The organism is Gilvimarinus japonicus (assembly GCF_042847215.1).
Lineage (GTDB): Bacteria > Pseudomonadota > Gammaproteobacteria > Pseudomonadales > Cellvibrionaceae > Gilvimarinus > Gilvimarinus japonicus.
Window position 1 is genome coordinate 1,935,656 of the sequence record NZ_AP031500.1, and the last position, 18,287, is coordinate 1,953,942.

Below are 18,287 nucleotides of genomic sequence, written 5' to 3' on the forward strand. Positions count from 1 at the left end.
AAGGTGGACACCTCGTTGTCCACCTTAAAACCCGGAAACTTCCAATTAGATCCTGACCATACTCGCGTTATTTTAAAGTTTCTCACCTTGGTATCTCTAGCTTCGTCGGTCGATTTAATCGCTCGGACGCCCAACTTAACTATCGCAACGATGACCCGGCGGCGAGTACGTTTACCGCCGATGTGGATATGACCTCGCTGGATATTAACCGTCCTGATTTTGCCGAAACACTCATGGGGTGTGATTGGTTGTGCGTTAACGATTATCCCAAGGCGCGTTTTCAATCGCGCGGTAGAGCTCAAGTGACAGGGCCGGTGTTGGCGTTTAGTGGTGATTTGACGTTTCGTGGCGTGACACAAACGACGACATTAACGGTTACGTTAAATGGTGCCACCACCAATCGGCTGACGGGAAACTATACGTTAGGTGTTGATGCCGGTTTAACGTTATTGCGCTCTGAGTTCGGCATGGGGCAGTTTGTGCCTGCCGTGGGTGATGAAGTAACGCTTGAGATATACGCCGAGTTTATTCGACGGTAAACTCGCTTGGGCTTTTACTGGTGTACATGCCTGTGATGTTAGGTTCGCGCCCTGTTGGTGAGCCGTATTCCGGTTCGGCTGCGACCGAGCTTGAGGTGATGTTACCGAGGTATGTATGTCGTCATACAGAGAGCCAAAGCCTGCACCTCTGAGTGTCTAGTGGCGGTATCGCACCCTAGCGCCTTGGCGCTGAGCTGCAGTTTATCTTTGTGTCCGTACCTAAAAAAACAAGATTTTACGCGATATTTTGATTCTGCAGCGCCGCGCGGGTTTTATCAGTTAAGACTGATTTCATCATGGTCAATGGTAATTGCGCGCTGTTTATACAAGGCTCCCAAGGCTTTCTTGTAGGCGCCTTTGCTCACCCCAAACTGTTTGGCGATCTCGGCAGGGTCGGCTTTGTCGTTTAGCGTAGAGCGCCCACCGGATTGTTGTAAATAATCCATAATTTTTTGTTGCAGTCGGTCGCGGCCTTTGTCGCCCAGCGGTTGCAGGGACAAATCAATCTTGCCGTCCGCTCGAATACCTTTAATGTAACCATCAAGCCGTTGGCCGTAGCGCACCGGGCGGAACGCGTCGTCGCGAAATATCAAACCTAGATACGCTTGGTTGATCACGGCTTTAAAGCCCATGTCACTTTTGCCGCATATCAGTAAGTCGACTTTGTCGCCGACATTCAGGTGGCGACCGTCCTCCTCTAGGTGCCGGCTGAGGCGCGAAGAGCCAACTATCCGTTGTGAATACGGGTCTAAATACAAAGTGACGACGTAAGATTGTCCAAGTTCGAATCGTTTGTGTTGCTCTTTATAGGGGACCAATAAATGTTTGGGTAATCCCCAGTCCAGAAAAGCGCCAGCATCGTTAATATCCACCACTTTGAGTAGGGCAGTTTCACCTACTTGGGTAAAGGGTTTGATGGTGGTGGCAACGGGAATGTCGTTGGAGTCGAGGTACAAAAACACATCCACCTCGGTACCAATGGTCATCTCGTCGGTTAGATAGCGTTTGGGAAGCAGTATGGTGTCTAGCTCACCGGCGTCTAGGTAAGCGCCAAAATCTACCAGCTTAACAATGGGGAGGGTCGCGTAACGGCCAATATGCGCCATAACTAAGTCGCCTTAAGCAAAAGGGCGATTGTAACGCGTCTATAAAAATAAAGCAGGCAGAAGCTCGGGGCAACCCCAAGCTTCTGCCTGCTTTTGATGCCTGCTAAATGATTAAAAGTTCACGCGGGCGCCAGCGGCGATCGAATTGCCTTCATCCGATAGAGAGGTGTCTAGGGTGGCGGCGATGGTACGCGTAAACCAGTAGTTGGCGCCTAAGTTTAATGCCGTGGTGTCATTAAAGGCGGTGTGGTGCGCCACTTCGGCTTTACCTTCGATGTTGTTGTACAAAATACCACGCAGACCGGCGGCGGCAATGAGGCCCGTATCGCTGCTGCCGTAGTCGGGAGAGGTGTGCTCCACACTCAAGGTGCCATACAAATCAAAGCTAGGGCTAAAAGCGGTACGGTAGCCAGCACCAGCCGCCACAGTGGTAGAGCCACAACCGTTATTGCCACTGACATCCGTCACCGAGCCGACCCCGTACCAGTGGCCGTCAATGTCGACGTTGCCATAGGCGCGCAGCCCATCTTGGTTGCAATCGTAGTCGTCCAAATCTTGCTCTACGTACTGCAGGCCCGCATGGTTGTAGCTGATATAAGTGTTCTTTAACGCTGCGCCACGATCGGCGTAAGCGCCGCCCGCGACAGACAGTGCAAGCGTTGCCGCAGCGATTTGCATAGTTCTAACTGGTAAGGCCATCGTAAAGTACTCCTGTGGGTGTTTGATGCCAAGTGGCTATTAAAACTCTGCCGCATACAAAGCAATTGCTTTGCCAAATACGATACCACCCCTCTGTTGCGTGCTCTTCATCACAAAAATAGGCGTATTTGATTTAAGTTGATTAATAAATAGTCTCTCTAAGTTGTTGATTATGTACGTTTTACAAGAGGGTTGTGTAAAGGTTGGGAGTACTTGATGGGGCTTTTAAGGTACCAATAATAAATATCATACTATTGAGCTTGGTAAGGCAGTGGTGTTATTGTTGGTCATACCATTAACTTTTTTGGTAAGGTGGGTTGGTGGTCCTGCGCGCTGTAAACGTTTACCGTGACCTGACTGCCTAAAATATAATCAATAATAAGGAATTAGCATGAAAACTGGCTATCTTTTGTCGGCTGCCGTTTTACTAGGCGTACTCGCCGGTTGTGGCAGCGACAGTGATGACGACGATCCGATCGTTATTAATATCCCTGCCGATAATGGCTCTCAACCAGAACCCGAGCCGGAACCTACACCGGAGCCTGAACCTGAACCCGAAGTGCCGGTAGCCGGCCCCTTCGAGTGCCCTGAAACCGGTTTGTATTTCTGTGACGACTTTGCCAGCGGCGAGTTGAGCAATTGGAACGTTTTGGCCAGCCCCGATAACACTACTGGCGCGACCGGTACATTTGATATTTTGGATGACAATGGCAATAACGTGCTGCGTTATACCGCTGCTACCGCCGGCCCAAATAAGGTAGATGGTGAACTGCTGCTGGTCACGCCCGAGGCGTTTGCCGATGTGCCTAATGCCGACTATTTTGTCGAAGCGCGCATTCGCCCACGGCAAAACAGCAATACCGCCAGTAAGTTTTTATACATGATGGCGCGTTACGACAGTGCAGGTAACTGGCACGCCGGCGGCTTAAACGTACAAAACTCTTCAAGCAGTACCAAGGTCGAAATCGCCAAAAGTGTTGACGGCTCGATCTCGCGGCCAGTGCAGGCAAGTAAGCCGATTTTGCTGGGTGAAGCCGGCGAGACCGATGGTGTTTGGTACACCGTACGCTTTGAAATGATCGGTGAAGACTTAACCGTTTACCTAAACGGTGAGCTGCTGGGCACCACGCCGGACGCCGATTACGCTGATAAAGGCTTAATTGGTTTGTACACCTACAATAGGTCGTTCGAAATCGATGATATTAAAGTGGGCGATCCGGCGGTTAAGCCCGTGCAACTCACCATCGATTATGCTGACCCAACATGGGAGGTTGAAGCCGGCAGCGCGCCATTAGTGGTGACAGTGGCCGCATTGCAAGATGATGGGGTGACGGAAGATTCGTTTACCGTGGAGTCTTCAGATCCGGCCATTGTTGCCGTGGATATTGACGGCGCAGCAGTATCATTGACGCCTTTGGCGAAAGGTGACGCCAGCGTAACCTTTACCAGTGGTTCTGACCCCAGTATCGAGCGCCGTATTGATGTCGCGGTGGCTGAAGGTTTTACCATGCCAAGCACAACCTATGGTGATCTGGACGGTAAGTTGATGCCCGCCAGTGGTGCTATGGATGTCCACATTGATGAAGGTTTGGCGATCACTTTTGATTCGGCGCCAACGCTGGGTGACATCGGCTCGGTGCGTATTTTTCGCGCCAGCGATAATGCGTTGATTGATACTATTAACCTCGGTGCCGAGGTCGATAATATTGGTTATCCGGGGCAAGATCGCGTGCGCAGTGTTTATTACAGCCCCTTTGTTATCGATGGCAATACCTTGCACATTAAACCGCACACGGGTTTGTTGGAGTACGGCACCGATTACTATGTGGCCATTGGTGATGGCGTGGTCGCCGCCGACCTTAACGGTATGAGCTTTAGCGGCTTAGGAGAAAACAGCAACTGGAGCTTTAGCACCAAAGCGGCGCCCCCTACGGGTAATGAGGTCACGGTGGATGACGACGGTGCGGCCGATTTTCGCACTGTTCAAGGGGCGTTAAACTATATGATGTCCAGTGTGCCGAAAGATGATGCGGCATTGGTCCATATTAACGACGGCTCTTATCACGAGATGTTGTTTTTACGTAATAAAAATAACCTCACATTGCGGGGCGAGAGCTCTGACAATACCGTGATTCATTACGATAACTACGAGTCGTTAAACGGTGGTTCGGGCGGCAGTGCAGCACCTGGCCCAGGTACACCGGGCGGTGGTCGCAGTGTGTTTTTGGTTGAGGGCGTCGACAATTTAGTACTCGATACCATCACCTTAAAAAATGACCACATCCGGGTCGACAATGCCTCCAACCAAGCGGAGACGATTTACTTTAACAGTAGCTACCGTTTGATCGCGAAAAACTCTGCGTTTATTAGCGAGCAGGATACCTTGTTATTAAAAGGCTATACCTGGTTTTACAATACGTTGGTAGCCGGTAACGTCGATTTTATTTGGGGTTATAGCGTCGCTTCACTGTTTGAAGACAGTGAGATACGCTCGATTGGCGACTCTAAAGGCTCTAGCGATGGTTATATTTTGCAGGCGCGTACTGAAAATATTACCGACCCGGGTTTTGTGTTTTTAAACTCGCGTTTAACGCACGGCGCCGGGCCAACGGGAAATGTAATTGCCGATGGCACCAGCTATTTGGCTCGCAGTGGCGGCAAAGCTGAGAACTACGATAATATCACGTTTATCAATTGCGCCATGGACAGCCATATTGCCGATATCGGTTGGGCGGGTGAGGGTGTTAATAGTCAGCCCGCCCCCAATCCTGTTGTTGCCGATGCCAGCTCTGGTTGGAAAGAATTTGGTAGTACCGATTTAAGCGGTAATCCATTGGATTTATCCCAGCGCGAATCGGGTTACCTGTTATCTGCGGGCGAAGCGGCCGCATACTGGGATAGAGCATCAGTATTCGCCGGTTACAACGGCGGTGCGGGCTGGAACCCAGAGCCTTAAATAGACCGCAAGACGTAAAAATGCCGGCATATATGCCGGCATTTTTTTTGGGTTAAAGGCACCAGAAAGGTGTTAACCGTTCATTATGTTGCCAGTTGGTTAATGGTTTGCCATTCCCGTTGGGTCACGGGCTGGATAGAGAGTCGACCCTGTTTACGCAGCACCATCTCATCAAGCGCTTGAATTTGTTTGATCTGATCAAGAGTGACTGTCTGAGCAAATTTTTTAGTCAAGGTGATATCAACGCAAAACCAGCGAGGCGCTTCTGCGCTGGACTTGGCGTCAAAGTAGGGGCTTTGTGGGTCAAACTGTTGCGGATCGGTATAGCTGGCGCGACTGACGATCGCAGTGCCGACAATACCGATTATTTTACAGCGGCTGTGGTAGAAAAATACCCGATCACCCGCAGCGACTTGGTCGCGTAAAAAATTACGCGCTTGAAAGTTGCGCACGCCGTCCCAGCGGGCGGTCTGTTGCGGCGCTTGCGCCAGATCGTCAATGCTGTAGCAATCAGGCTCCGACTTAAATAGCCAGTATTGTTCAGAGTTTGTGCGCACCACGGTTGTACTATTGCTCGAACGCTTGCAACCGCTCGGCCACGGCGGCGTCTACTAGCTCTAAGCTGATGCGGCGAGTATCAACATCTACCGCCGATATTTTTACCGCAATGGTTTCATCCAGCGTATAGACTTTTGTTTCTGTGGTTAGCTGTAAGCGCCTGCTGTCAAATTTAGGGCGCGGTTTGCCTTTTTCTGATAATTGCACAAAGCCGTCGCAGCCAATGTCATTAAGGCGCACATTAATACCGTTAGGACTAACCCCGGTAATGGTGCCGAAATGAACGGTGCCGACGTGCTCGGCCAAGTATTGGCACAGCAGCCAGTGCTCTAATTGCCGGCTGGCTTGTCGCCCGCGCACTAAAATTTGCTGTTGCTGCTCGGCCAATTCGCTCGGGGCTACGGGTACATCGGTACCTGTTAATATTGCTTTAAGGGCAAAGTGGTTAAACAGGTCTTGGTAGCGCCGGATAGGAGAGGTGACGGTTGCGTAGGCGTCAAAGCCCAAGCCAAAATGGCTTTGATGTTCGGCGCTTAAGCTGCCCGCTTGCTGCAGCCGTTGCAGCAACGAAAGCAGCGCGTTTAACTCGGGATTTTGTGGCGCGTTAGCGCGTAGGTGCTTAAACAGCGCCTGAAAGTGAGGCAGCTGCGCGAGATCTTGCGCGGCCAGTTCGGGCAGGAGTTCACCCGCCAGTTGTTTGGCATCTTCTAGGCGCTCGGGACGAAACCCGACGTGACCGGAGTACAGGCCGGTGCTGGGGTTTTCTTTGAATAAGCGGCCGGCACAGATGTTGGTGGCGAGCATGGCTTCCTCGACCAGCTTTTGTGCGGTGTTGCGGTGGCGCTTTTCAATCCGTTCGATTTTTTTCTGATCGTTTAGCCAGTATTGGTAATCGGCGCGATCTTCCATCACCAGGGCGTGCTCGCGACGATAATTTAAGCGCGCGCTCGCGCATTCGTGCAGTGCCTTTAGACTGTCGCGAACGTCACTTGGCAGGGCTGCGTAGCTGTCGTCACCGCCTTCGCGTTCATCCAGCAAATCGCTGACCGCCTGATAGTTCAGTTTGTGGTGCGATTTGATTAGCGCTTGCTGAAACCCGTAATCGGTAATTTTACCATCGCTATCAATACGGATATTACACACTATGGCCGGTCGCACTTCGCCGGCAATGAGCGAGAACGTGTCGTGCGACAACTCAGTGGGCAGCATGGTAATGGGGTGCCCCAGTAAATAAAGCGTGCTCCCACGGGTTCGAGCGGTTTGATCAAGCGCTGAATCGTACGTGATAAACGCGCTGGGGTCGGCAATGGCCGTGGTCAGGGTCCAACCATTGCCGTCGCGGACGGCATAGACGGCGTCGTCCATGTCGCGGGTAAATTCCGAGTCAATAGTGACCAGCGGTAAGTCGGTTAAATCGGCCCGCTTGTTGTCATCAAGGTGGTCGATATTGATGCTCTGGCTTTGCTCCAGTGCGGCCTCGCTCCACTCGCTAGGCAAATTAAACTTAGCGGCGATATAGCGACCCTCTATGCCGATTTCGTCGGGCCGACCGATGCGATTTATCACACGAATTTGCGCTTTGCCTTCGTGCTTAAACGGATGCCGAACCAGCTGACAGGCTACTAAATCGCCCTCGGCGCAGTTGGTGCGCTCTTGTGGCGGAATAAATAACCATCGGTTGAACGGTGGTAAGTCTGGCTCGACAAAATGCGCAGGACCCTTGCGAACGTAACGCCCGACGAAGGTCGTTAATGGCGTCTCCAATAAGCTTTCAAGAGTTGCCTCCAGCTGCTTTTTGTTGTTCTCGGTCAGGCTGATTTTCACTCGGTCGCCGGGTAGTACTCGCAGCATCTGGTCGGGGTTCAAAAAGGCATCGCGACCGTCATCCAGCCGGACAAAGCCAAAGCGTTTGGCGGTGGGCCGAACAATGCCTTCGGCGTAGGTTTTGTCGGCGACGATAGAGGACTTTAACTGCGAAAGCTGAGAGATAGCGTCTTTATTGAGCATGAATAACAACTTGATCTGGGCATGAGAATAGCGTGCATGATAACAGGATTTATCTGCTTGCGCTGGTCACAGTCGCCGCTTTGAATTTTTTCGCGTGGGCGTCGGTATGCCTGTCAAGCTAGTGTATTATTAACTTATGGATGTACTTAATCAGTTGATATTGCTCGGTGCTGTTCTTTTTTTGATCAGTATCTTGGCCAGCGCGCTCTCGCCTCGAGTGGGAATGCCGCTGTTGTTGGTGTTTTTATTGGTGGGGATGCTCGGCGGTGAGGATGGCATAGGTAAAATTGCCTATGACGATGTTCAGTCGGCGTTATTTTTAGGCACCATCGCGCTGGCTGTGATTTTGTTTGATGGCGGCTTGCGCACGGACATCACCAACTTTCGGGTGGGGTTGCGCCCAGCGTTGGTGTTGGCCTCACTTGGGGTGGTCGTTACCGCCGCTGTGTGCGGCGCGTTTGCCGCGTGGATGCTGGAGCTGTCGTGGGTAGAGGGCATGCTGATTGGCGCTATCGTCGGCTCTACCGATGCCGCCGCCGTTTTTTCCGTGCTTAACATGCAGGGCTTGGCGCTCAAGGCCAGGGTCGGGGCAACGCTTGAGATAGAGTCGGGCTTGAACGACCCGATGGCGATCTTTTTAACCATTACCGTGGTCGAGTTTATCCGCTTGGGCGAGACCGGTTTTCACGCCTCGATGTTGTGGGCTTTTGTCTGGCAAATGGGAGTAGGTGCCGCCGTTGGGGTCGTTGGCGGGCGTGTACTGGCGTGGGGTGTGACTAAGTTGCAGTTAAGCCCCGGGCTCTATCCTCTGTTGGCGTTATTTGGCGGTATTTCAATTTTTGGGGTGGCCGCCGTGCTGCACTCGAGTGGCTTTTTAGCCGTTTATTTGGGTGGTTTAATGGTGGGCAACCGCGTTTCGCGCGGGTTGTACAATATTCAGCGGTTTCACGATGGCATTGCCTGGTTGGCGCAAATTAGCTTGTTTTTAATGCTGGGTTTGCTGGTGTCGCCACGGGAGCTGGTGACTTATGCTTCCAGCGCGTTATTAGTCGGATTGTTTTTAATCTTTGTCGCGCGGCCGCTGGCCGTGACTGTATCGCTGCTGCCGTTTCAGTTTTCGTGGCGCGAGACGCTGTTTATTTCTTGGGTTGGGCTGCGGGGCGCGGTACCCATTGTGTTGGCGATGTTCCCCTGGCTCGCCGGGCTAGAGCACTGGCCGTTCTTTTTTAATATTGCTTTTTTTATTGTGCTTATCTCTCTGGTGCTACAGGGCTGGACGGTAGCGCCCTTGGCGCGCTGGTTAAAGTTGGATGTGCCCACCAGTTCATCGCGGGTGCAGCGGGTTGAGCTGGGTGTACCGGGGCAGGCTGGGTTTGAGTTTGTCGGCTACAAGCTATTGCAGGATTCTCCAGCGCTAAAAATGGACGTGGCAAATTTGCCGTTACCGGACCAGGCTCAGCTATTGTGCATTATGCGTGAAGAGATGCCGGTGCCGTTGCAGGACGATCCCACATTGCAGGCCAATGATCACGTTTATCTGCTGGCCAGACCGGATGCCCTAAAAGCCCTCGATAAAACCTTGGTGGGTGAGCTGGAGCCGGATCGTTTGAATGCACAGGCCTTTTTTGGCGAGTTTGTGTTCACCCCGCGAGCGAAGTTGGCCGATTTGGGGATGTTGTATAGCTTTGAGGTCCCCGCCGACATGGCGAACTGGAGTATTGGCCGCTATATTTACAAGCGCTACAAGAAACCGGTGGTGGGTGACCGGGTGCGTTTAGGTAATGTCGAGTTTATTGTGCTGGAAATGCAAGACGCGAAGGTGGTTAAAGTCAGCTTAAAACTGCACCGTTAAGATTTTCCGTCCACGGCCGATATTATAATAATTAGGCGTTGCTGCTAATAGCACTGCCACTGGCGTTGAGAGGGACACACAATGTTTGCTTGGTATCATAATATGAGCTTTCGCTGGAAGCTCACCCTACCGTTGTTACTGTTGGTCGTATTGTTTTTGTACTCGAGCCTCTACTCCGTTCGCTCGACCAACCAGCTATCATCTCATGCCAATACGATTGCTAAAATTAACCTCCAAGAGCTGCAGTTAATCTTGCAGGCTGATAGAGACCTCTATCAGGCGTTAACCGCTGAGCGCACGATGTTTATCAGCGGCGTGAGTGGTGCCAGTATTGCGGCTTTAAAAACCGAGTTTGAAGATAATGCTGAGCAGGCTAAATCCCGCTTTTTACAGTCGTTGCAGTTATCCGACACCAGTACCCCCGCCGAGCGCGAGGAGTTTTTACGGCTGTATGATTCGTGGTACCAATACAGTCGAAACTTGGTATCGGCGGCAAGTTTGGGTGATCCGATGGCCATTGACGCGGTAGAGCAAGAAGGGTTTGAAAAGAGCTTTCGCTACTTTGAGGCGGTGCGCTCTCATTTAGACATAGTCGGTGAGCGGCGCTTGGCCCACGTCGATCAATTTACGCAACAAATCGAGTCCGATGAGCAAACCATTTCGGCGCAGCTGATTGTGATTGCGGTTATCTGCTTGTTGGTTGCCCTAGCGGCGGCGTTATTGCTTCCCATGATGGTGATTCGGCCGCTCAAAGCCATTGGTGATCGTATCCATAACATCGCCGAGGGCGACGGTGATCTGACGATTCGCCTGGATGAGGGCAATAGTGATGAATTGGGCGAGCTCGCGGGGCATGTAAACCGCTTTATGGATAAACTGCAATCGCTCATCAGCCAAATTCGCAGTAATACAGAAGATGTGGCGGTATCGGCCAACCTACTATTAGAGGTGTCAAGCAACAGCCAGAGGGCTGCCGACGAACAGTGCCACGCCATTACCATGGTGGTCGCTGCTGTAAATGAGTTGACGGTGGCGATTCAAGAGGTGGCACAAAACACCAACGAGACGGCTGAAAGCGCTAAAAACGCCAGTAATGTGACAGAGATTGGGCAAGCACGCATACGCACGGCGGTAGCGCGTGTAGAGGAGTTGTCAGCCCGTATTAACGACACGGCCGGCGTTATGGGCAAACTTGAGGACGAAGCTAAAAACGTTACGTCAGTGATTGATGTGATTCGCGGTGTGGCCGAGCAGACCAATTTACTCGCGTTAAATGCCGCCATTGAGGCGGCTCGCGCCGGTGAACAAGGGCGAGGGTTTGCCGTTGTCGCCGATGAGGTGCGCACGCTTGCCAGCCGCACCCAAGAGTCCACCGAGGATATCCAGCAGATGCTCGTGCAGTTGCAATCAGGAGTTCAAGGCGCCGTGCAAGCGATGACCCACGCCAGTGACATGACCGGGGAGGCGGTAGAGTCCGCCAACGACGGTGGTGAGTCGCTGGCGAGTATCAGTGAGGCGGTGGGTACCATTACCAATATGGCGATTCAGATTGCCACCGCTGCTGAGGAGCAAAGCTCAGTAACCGCCGAGATTGATAAAAATTTAGTGGAAATTAATGAGCTGGCGATGAATACCTCTGGCGGCGCCAGCAAGACCGCAGAAGCCAGCGCGGAGCTTAGTACTCTGTCGCACAACTTGCGTCAACTGGTGGGAAACTTTAAGGTTTAGAGGTAAAGTGCCCTAAAACTTAATACGCAGGAGTTGTCGTGACTGTACATGGCGAAAGCATTATCCTTATTGGCATGCCGGGTGTGGGTAAAAGCACGGTTGGCGTATTGCTCGCTAAAGAGCTGGCACGGGAGTTCGTCGACACCGATCTGTTAATTCAGACGCACGCCGGTAAGACGTTGCAAGATATTGTCTACGATGCCGATTATCAGCACTTGCGTGAGCTCGAAGAGGCTACCGTGTTGTCACTAGTCTGTGACCGCCACGTGGTGGCGACCGGTGGCAGTGTTGTTTACAGCGAGCCTGCAATGGGGTTGCTTAAATCGCTGGGCCAGGTGGTTTTCCTCGATGTCGATTTGGCCGAGGTGCAAAGACGCGTGGATAACTTGTCAACTCGCGGCATTGCCAGCCCCGATGGTCATGGCTTGGCCGATATCTACGCCGAAAGGCTGCCTTTGTACCAACGCCATGCTGATATCACGATTGATTGCCGTGGCAAAACCCCAGCGGAAATCGTCAGTGAAGTTATTTATGAAGAGGGCGGTCAGTACGCCGATAAAGACGCCTGAGTTTATGCGGTATAAAGGGTAGTGGCGGCGTAATCTAAGTCGTTTTTACCGAGCTTGACGGCCTGGCGGCCGTCAAGTTTATAAAAATGTGGCTGTAAAAACGGGGTTAGCCTTCTGCTTTAAGTTGCTTCAGTTTGGCCTGAGAAAGCTCTAAAAAGCGTGAGGTTGGCCCGGTATCTTCGTAAATTTCATCCCCTAATTCATCGTGTGCCACGACGTTTTTGCCTTTTACGTAGGGCATGGATTCTTCTAGCTCATACAGGGCGGCACTTAGTAAGTCTCCGATAAGCTGTTCAACACTGCGTTTGGGGTACATTTGCTGCAGCGCCTCAAGCTTAGCGGCATCTTCCATCGGTAGTGCTACGTGATAGGCGGAACGGGTCATCTCGCCGCTGGCAGTTTTTTCCCAATGGCTTATTAATTCGCTGGGTTTCATATTCCGTTACCTCTATCAGTTACTGGTCGGGCGGTCGCGGGGTGCATTAATAATGTGCACAGATCTCGGCGGCCTGGTTAGATCTTGCTCAGCTCAGCGCGACCTATAAAGGCCGGCAATGGCTGTCGGGTGAGAAGTCTACTATCTAATATAGCGACAATGGCTATATGAAACAATGGCTTATGTCCCATGTTTGACCTGTCAAAGTCCCCGTCTTGTGCTTGGGTGGGCAGCGGTGTATCGTATCGCCTTTTTTCTGAACAATATTTATTCAAAATTAGCTTTCGATGCAGGGCTCTGCTGTGGCAAGTTTCAGCTTGCGGGACAGTGTTAAAGAGTACCAGTCGTAACGGCATAAGGGCGGCATCTAGGGTGTCGTACCAAGGCGGTTTAGAGCGCCAGTTGACCGTTCAGGCCCACGAGGTCTAATAATTTATACTGAGGAGTGATTGTAAATGAAGGTCATATTATTGGGGGCGCCGGGTGCAGGGAAAGGTACTCAGGCAAAAATGATAATGGATAAGTTTGGTATTCCGCAGATTTCGACTGGCGACATGTTGCGCGCGGCCGTTAAAGCGGGTACTCCGCTCGGTTTACAGGCCAAAGACATCATGGCTGCGGGTGGTTTGGTGCCAGATGACCTAATCATTGCGTTGGTGAAAGAGCGCATTACGGCGGACGATTGTGAAAAAGGCTTTTTATTTGACGGCTTTCCGCGCACGATTCCGCAAGCCGAAGCATTGTTAGACGCCGGTATCGATATTGATTACGTGATCGAGATTGACGTTGCCGACGAAGAGATTGTGAGCCGCCTCAGTGGGCGTCGTGTGCACGAGGCCTCGGGTCGCGTATATCACGTAGAGCACAACCCACCTAAAAATGCCGGCTTGGATGATGAAACCTCAGAAACGCTGGTTCAGCGTGAAGACGATAAAGAAGAAACGGTACGCAAGCGTCTGGCCGTGTATCACGAGCAAACTAAACCATTGGTTGAGTTTTATAAATCCCTTGAAGCTAAAGGTGGCAATGTCCCAAGTTTTACCCGGGTATCGGGTGTGGGCAGTGTCGATAATATCCGCAGCCAGTTGTTTTCTGTGTTAACCGATTAAATCGTCATAGTTTAAAGGGCGGTTGTAGCAAAAAGTCATTAAAGGCCCTGCGGGGCCTTTTTTGTGCCTGAAAGTTTATCCAAGGCTCAGCTGTTACCTTAAAAGTATATGAGCGAGCAGGCGGGCTCCGCAATATTAATACAGTCGCACGGTTGCACTGTGCGTTATGGGTATTTTATGTAAGTTGGCTCTAATGGGGCGCTATTGGTTTTGCATCGTGGGTATTTTGGACTGCATAGCCTTACGGCTATTGATGTAAAGTATAGTGCGCTTCAATGCGTGTAGGATTAATGCATTAATCCTTATTGTTAAACGCACTCGTAAAACCAATGCGCACAAATAAAACATAAAAATCCGCCGCCATTGTTACTTTTTTGCCTTTTTAATAAAAAAATACTCCATTGTTGTCTGTTTTTTGCTAAAAACGACTTGTAAACGTGCAATCTGATTGTTTTTTAAATAGTATTTGAGAAGCGCCTGCAGCGCATGTTCACACGGCTATACTTTTTGCGTGTACGAGTAATAACAATTTAGGAGATATCTCATGGCTAGAGTTGCGAAAAAAGCAGCGCGTAAAGCGCCCGCTAAACGTAAAACATCAACCCGTAAGTCCCCTAAGCGTGCGGTAGCTGCTACGGCTGATACAGCCGTAGCCAAAGTACAGCTCGCGGTGGATAAAGCTCAGGCTCAGCTTGATGAGCAATCCAAAAAAGTGGACGCGGCCCGAGTTAAAGCTAAAGCTGCCAAAGCTAAAGCCGCGAAAAGCGCTAAGGCGGGTGATAAACGCTCCGCGAAAGCCGCGACAGCCGCCACTAGCCGAGCCTCAGAAAAGGCTCGCGCGTTGCGGTTAAAATTGGCCGAACAAAAAACGCGTTTGGCCAAAGAGAAGTCACTTGCTGCCGTTAGAGCGTTACAAGATTCCAGCAAAGCAAAAGTGGCTGAGGTGGAAGAGCGCCTGTCGGCACGAGCTTATAGCGACCTGGAAAAAGCCAAAGCGGCGTTTGAGGCCAAGTGGTTAAAGTCTCGCGCCAGCGCCGACGCGAAAAAGATAAAAGCGGCGGCGAAGAAAATGCAAGCTAAAGCCAAAGCCGCTGAGAAAAAGGCTAAAGCTAAAATTAAAGCGCTAGAGAAAAAAGAGGCCGCCAAGGCAAAAGCAAAAAGTAAAGTGAAGAGCAAAACCAAAGCAAAGCCTAAAGCGGCTGCTAGCGCAAAAACTCCAGCCAAGCGTAAAGCGCCCGCGAAACGCAAAAAAGCCAGCGTCCGTCGTGGTCGTCCGCCAAAAAAGGCGTAACCTCATCAGATAACCTAAAGCTTACTGGGTTATGACTCACGAGCCCCCCGCTGGTAACAGTGGGGGGCTTTTTTGTCTCGCGCGAGTGGTTTGGCGGCAAAATGTCGGTGTTAAGCCAATGATTGTTGAGGCGGTAGGCGGGAATCTGTCAAAATAGCGGCTTAATCTTTCTGTGATGATGACCTATGGCTAAAATTCTTGCGCTAGACACGTCGAGCGATGCCTGCTCAGTTGCCTATCTCGATGGCGATCAACTGATTGATCGTTTTGAGCTGGCCGCTAAAAGCCATACTCAGCGCGCCTTGCCTATGGTCGCCGAGTTGCTCGCCGAGCTAGGCACAAGCGTTAAACAACTGGATGCGATTGCCTTTGGCGCGGGGCCGGGCTCTTTTACCGGCTTGCGTATTGGTATGGGCGTGGTTCAGGGGCTTGCATTTGGCGCCGATGTGCCTGTGTTGCCGGTATCGACATTGATGGCGATGGCGTATGGTCGCGCTTTTGGTGACGCTGCCGGAGGGCGAATATTAAGTGCTTTGGATGCCCGGATGGGCGAGGTTTATTGGGGGTTGTATGAGTGCTCAAGCCCCGTCTGTTTACCCAGGGCGATTCACGCCGATAGCGTGAATGCCCCCGAATCGGTAGCTACGCTAGTAGCGCGAGAGCCGGCCTTTATTGGCGTCGGCAGCGGTTGGCGCTATGGGCCCTTAGCGAGCCTGACCGACCGGCACGAAATAGAGGTCTATCCCAGCGCGCGCGATATCGTGCAATTAGCGGCAATGCTGTATAACGCCGGTGAGGCCCAAGCGGTTGAGCAAGTGCAACCTGTGTATTTGCGCAATGAAGTTTCTTGGAAAAAGCGCCAGCGTATTCGCACTCCCGCGTAAACCAGTATTAAGCGATAGGGTAACCCATTGCCCGCAGAGCACACACGCAACAAACCCAAATGCGAGACAATCACGATGAACGATGCAGTACACAGTGACTTTAACGACGACTTGTTGCGCTTTATCGCGGCGAGCCCAACGCCTTTTCATGCCACCGCCGAGATGGCGCGCCGGTTAACCGAGGCCGGGTTTGAGCGTTTGCAAGAGGCTGATCACTGGCAGTTGCAAACGGGCGGGCGCTATTTTGTGACTCGCAATGACTCCTCTATTTTGGCGTTTGTTCACGCCGCAGAGCCATTGGTAGAGGCTGGCATTCGTATGGTTGGGGCGCATACCGATAGCCCTTGCCTAAAAATCAAACCTCACGCCGATATACAAAGCGCTGGCTACAGTCAGGTGGGGGTAGAGGTGTACGGCGGCGCATTGCTAAACACGTGGTTTGATCGCGACTTATCGATTGCCGGCCGGGTCACTTACAAAGATTCTGATTCCGAGCCGTGCAGCAGTCTAATTGATTTTTGCGCGCCCGTTGCCGTCGTGCCCAGTTTAGCAATTCATTTAGATCGGGAGGCTAACCGCAATCGCTCTATTAATGCGCAAGAGGATATTCGTCCGCTGTTAATGTTGGCCCCTAACGGCGACCAACCAACGCTTTTTAAGCAAGTGGTGAGTGAGCAGCTGAAACAGCAGGGCGTAAACATCGGTGCGGCTGACATCTTGGATTTTGAATTGTGTCTATACGATACGCAAACGCCAGCTTTGGTTGGTTTAAAGCGCGAGTTTATCGCCAGTGCGAGGTTGGATAACCTGTTGAGCTGTTATGTTGGCTTGCAGGCACTGCTTAGTGCCGACGGTGAGCAACACCGTTTACTGGTTTGTAACGACCACGAAGAAGTGGGTAGTGCCTCTGCCTGTGGCGCAAAAGGCCCTATGCTTGATCAATTTTTACAGCGCTTGAGCCCCGATGTCAGCGAGCGAATGCGGATGCTGGATCGTTCGATTATGGTGTCGGCCGATAACGCCCATGGTATTCACCCGAACTTTACCGCTAAACACGACGCGCAGCATGGTCCGTTATTAAATGGCGGCCCGGTTATTAAAGTTAACGCCAACCAGCGTTACGCCACCAACAGTGAAACCAGCGGAATGTTTCGCCTACTGTGCCAAGAGGCGGGAATTGCGGTGCAAAGTTTTGTTTCGCGCACGGATATGGAATGCGGCAGCACCATAGGTCCCATTACCTCAGCAGAGGTGGGGGTTCGCACTATCGACGTTGGTGTGCCGACCTTTGCTATGCACTCTGTGCGCGAATTGGCCGGTAGCGACGACGCCTTGGCGTTAAAAAAAGTGCTGGAGCTCTTTTTTAAAAGGCCGCTGCGCTTGGGCCATAGCGTTTGAGCCACCGTGTTTTACTGTTATCTGGGTACGATGCCGCCAGCCATCAGCGCTGGCGCAAAGGTTTAGCCGACCACTTACCTGAATTTGAGTTTACCCAGCTAGCCTTGCCACCGAGGCATTTTAGTTGGCGTATTCGCGGCAATAGCATGAGCTTTGCCGGGTTGCACCGCGAGACACTTGAGGCAGACTACCAAGCATTGCTCGCCACAAGTATGGTCGATTTGGCGGCGCTGCGAGGGATGGTGCCTGCGCTAGCGCGTTTGCCCACCGCTTTGTACTTCCATGAAAACCAATTTGCCTACCCAAAAAGCGCCACCGCTCACGCATCGGTTGAACCGCAAATCGTTACACTCTACAGCGCGCTATGTGCTGACCGTTTGGTGTTTAATACGGGGTTTAATCGCGACTCGTTTTTTGCCGGTGCCGAACAATTGTTACGTAAGCTGCCGGATTTGGTGCCGCCCGGTATTGTCTCGCAACTGCAAGCTCGTGCGAGTGTTATTCCTGTTTTACTGGATGATGCGTGCTTTCCGCCTAGCGGAACGAGTCGTGCCCCAAACAGACGTCCGCAGCTTATTTGGAACCACCGTTGGGAGTACGATAAAAACCCGGCGCTCTTGTTGCGCGCGTTAGAGCTTCTGTGTATCGAGTATAACGGGGCCTTGCCGTTCACCTTGCACGTTGTGGGGCAATCCTTTCGTCAAGTGCCCGCCGAATTTAGCGCGATAAAACAGCGATTGTCGGACGCCGGTGGGTTGGGGCAGTGGGGCTATTTGCCCAGCTCAGAATACCGTCCGCTACTGCAGACGAGTGACATAGTTTTATCCAGCGCCGATCACGACTTTCAGGGGTTGTCAGTGCTTGAGGCCGTCGCTGCGGGCGCGACGCCAGTAGTGCCCGGTCGCCAGGCTTACCCAGAGTGGTTTGGCGCGAGTGCTTGCTACCCGGTAACTGGTGCGCTGGAGGCTGATGCTCAGGCGTTTGCGGCGGCGATCGCAGCGCGGCTGGCCCCCGCAAACCCGACTCCGGGGCCGGATTTATCAGCGTTACAGTGGTCCCGTGGTGGCCAGGCTTACCAACAATTGTTACAGCAGCTTAGCGCGCTACACAGGCTTTGAGCGAACCTGTATCATAGGCGCCCTTAAGCGCCGCTAA

At 52.0% G+C, this 18,287-nt stretch carries 14 protein-coding genes and 1 pseudogene; 10 read left to right on the plus strand and 5 right to left on the minus strand.

Going from position 1 to position 18,287, the window contains the following annotated elements; translation table 11 throughout:
* Positions 1–83: 83 nt before the first annotated feature.
* Positions 84–539, plus strand: a pseudogene (locus tag ACGHAD_RS08285) (YceI family protein); the annotation flags it as partial.
* 275 nt (positions 540–814) lie between these two features.
* On the opposite strand, the gene ACGHAD_RS08290 reads toward ACGHAD_RS08285, so the two are convergent.
* Positions 815–1,645 (minus strand): S1 RNA-binding domain-containing protein, encoded by an 831-nt coding sequence (locus ACGHAD_RS08290; protein WP_382415743.1) that lies wholly within the window; start codon positions 1,643–1,645, stop codon positions 815–817.
* A 111-nt stretch (positions 1,646–1,756) separates the two neighbouring features.
* A complete protein-coding gene (locus ACGHAD_RS08295) occupies positions 1,757–2,344 on the minus strand; it encodes a hypothetical protein (RefSeq protein WP_339615384.1) in 588 nt (195 codons plus the stop codon).
* Between the two features lie 391 nt (positions 2,345–2,735).
* On the opposite strand from ACGHAD_RS08295, the gene ACGHAD_RS08300 reads away from it, so the two are divergent.
* Positions 2,736–5,300, plus strand: coding sequence for a pectinesterase family protein (locus ACGHAD_RS08300; protein ID WP_382415741.1), 2,565 nt, complete (start codon positions 2,736–2,738; stop codon positions 5,298–5,300).
* Between the two features lie 83 nt (positions 5,301–5,383).
* Here ACGHAD_RS08300 and ACGHAD_RS08305 read toward each other — a convergent pair whose 3' ends face one another.
* Together ACGHAD_RS08305 and ACGHAD_RS08310 are read right to left on the minus strand one after the other, a co-directional pair.
* Positions 5,384–5,860 (minus strand): EVE domain-containing protein, encoded by a 477-nt coding sequence (locus ACGHAD_RS08305; protein ID WP_382415739.1) that lies wholly within the window; start codon positions 5,858–5,860, stop codon positions 5,384–5,386.
* 7 nt (positions 5,861–5,867) lie between these two features.
* Positions 5,868–7,865: a VacB/RNase II family 3'-5' exoribonuclease gene (locus ACGHAD_RS08310; RefSeq protein WP_382415737.1), complete on the minus strand. Its 1,998-nt coding sequence runs from the start codon at positions 7,863–7,865 to the stop codon at positions 5,868–5,870.
* A 136-nt stretch (positions 7,866–8,001) separates the two neighbouring features.
* On the opposite strand from ACGHAD_RS08310, the gene ACGHAD_RS08315 reads away from it, so the two are divergent.
* The 3 genes from ACGHAD_RS08315 to ACGHAD_RS08325 all read left to right on the plus strand — a co-directional run bounded on the left by ACGHAD_RS08315 (position 8,002) and on the right by ACGHAD_RS08325 (position 12,014).
* A complete protein-coding gene (locus ACGHAD_RS08315; protein WP_382415735.1) occupies positions 8,002–9,717 on the plus strand; it encodes a potassium/proton antiporter in 1,716 nt (571 codons plus the stop codon).
* A gap of 81 nt (positions 9,718–9,798) precedes the next feature.
* Positions 9,799–11,445, plus strand: a complete 1,647-nt coding sequence (locus tag ACGHAD_RS08320; RefSeq protein WP_390403748.1) for a methyl-accepting chemotaxis protein — start codon at positions 9,799–9,801, stop codon at positions 11,443–11,445.
* Positions 11,446–11,483: 38 nt separating this feature from the next.
* Positions 11,484–12,014 (plus strand): shikimate kinase, encoded by a 531-nt coding sequence (locus ACGHAD_RS08325; RefSeq protein ID WP_339615378.1) that lies wholly within the window; start codon positions 11,484–11,486, stop codon positions 12,012–12,014.
* Between the two features lie 106 nt (positions 12,015–12,120).
* Here the strand turns inward: ACGHAD_RS08325 and ACGHAD_RS08330 are convergent, their stop codons facing one another.
* Positions 12,121–12,450 carry a type 1 pili tip component gene (locus ACGHAD_RS08330; RefSeq protein ID WP_339615377.1) on the minus strand — a complete coding sequence of 110 codons (330 nt, stop codon included), beginning with the start codon at positions 12,448–12,450 and terminating at the stop codon, positions 12,121–12,123.
* Between the two features lie 455 nt (positions 12,451–12,905).
* On the opposite strand from ACGHAD_RS08330, the gene adk reads away from it, so the two are divergent.
* The 5 genes from adk to ACGHAD_RS08355 all read left to right on the plus strand — a co-directional run bounded on the left by adk (position 12,906) and on the right by ACGHAD_RS08355 (position 18,250).
* Positions 12,906–13,559, plus strand: coding sequence for an adenylate kinase (gene adk / locus ACGHAD_RS08335; RefSeq protein ID WP_339615376.1), 654 nt, complete (start codon positions 12,906–12,908; stop codon positions 13,557–13,559).
* A gap of 544 nt (positions 13,560–14,103) precedes the next feature.
* Complete coding sequence (locus tag ACGHAD_RS08340; protein ID WP_382415730.1) at positions 14,104–14,850, plus strand: hypothetical protein; 747 nt, start codon at positions 14,104–14,106, stop codon at positions 14,848–14,850.
* Positions 14,851–15,035: 185 nt separating this feature from the next.
* Positions 15,036–15,734, plus strand: a complete 699-nt coding sequence (gene tsaB, locus ACGHAD_RS08345; protein WP_382415728.1) for a tRNA (adenosine(37)-N6)-threonylcarbamoyltransferase complex dimerization subunit type 1 TsaB — start codon at positions 15,036–15,038, stop codon at positions 15,732–15,734.
* A 75-nt stretch (positions 15,735–15,809) separates the two neighbouring features.
* The gene (locus ACGHAD_RS08350; protein WP_382415726.1) at positions 15,810–17,132 is read left to right on the plus strand and encodes a M18 family aminopeptidase; all 1,323 of its coding nucleotides are present in this window, start codon (positions 15,810–15,812) and stop codon (positions 17,130–17,132) included.
* Positions 17,129–18,250, plus strand: coding sequence for a DUF3524 domain-containing protein (locus ACGHAD_RS08355; RefSeq protein ID WP_382415724.1), 1,122 nt, complete (start codon positions 17,129–17,131; stop codon positions 18,248–18,250). Before ACGHAD_RS08350 ends, ACGHAD_RS08355 begins: the two co-directional genes overlap by 4 nt.
* The last annotated feature ends 37 nt before the right edge of the window (positions 18,251–18,287 follow it).

Coding starts and splice junctions, on each gene's coding strand:
- ACGHAD_RS08350 (WP_382415726.1), top strand. CDS start 15,810: ATGAACGATGCAGTACACAGTGACTTTAACGACGACTTGTTGCGCTTT.
- ACGHAD_RS08300 (WP_382415741.1), top strand. CDS start 2,736: ATGAAAACTGGCTATCTTTTGTCGGCTGCCGTTTTACTAGGCGTACTC.
- ACGHAD_RS08290 (WP_382415743.1), bottom strand. CDS start 1,645: ATGGCGCATATTGGCCGTTACGCGACCCTCCCCATTGTTAAGCTGGTA.
- ACGHAD_RS08330 (WP_339615377.1), bottom strand. CDS start 12,450: ATGAAACCCAGCGAATTAATAAGCCATTGGGAAAAAACTGCCAGCGGC.
- ACGHAD_RS08340 (WP_382415730.1), top strand. CDS start 14,104: ATGGCTAGAGTTGCGAAAAAAGCAGCGCGTAAAGCGCCCGCTAAACGT.
- ACGHAD_RS08310 (WP_382415737.1), bottom strand. CDS start 7,865: ATGCTCAATAAAGACGCTATCTCTCAGCTTTCGCAGTTAAAGTCCTCT.
- tsaB (WP_382415728.1), top strand. CDS start 15,036: ATGGCTAAAATTCTTGCGCTAGACACGTCGAGCGATGCCTGCTCAGTT.
- adk (WP_339615376.1), top strand. CDS start 12,906: ATGAAGGTCATATTATTGGGGGCGCCGGGTGCAGGGAAAGGTACTCAG.
- ACGHAD_RS08295 (WP_339615384.1), bottom strand. CDS start 2,344: ATGGCCTTACCAGTTAGAACTATGCAAATCGCTGCGGCAACGCTTGCA.
- ACGHAD_RS08320 (WP_390403748.1), top strand. CDS start 9,799: ATGTTTGCTTGGTATCATAATATGAGCTTTCGCTGGAAGCTCACCCTA.
- ACGHAD_RS08315 (WP_382415735.1), top strand. CDS start 8,002: ATGGATGTACTTAATCAGTTGATATTGCTCGGTGCTGTTCTTTTTTTG.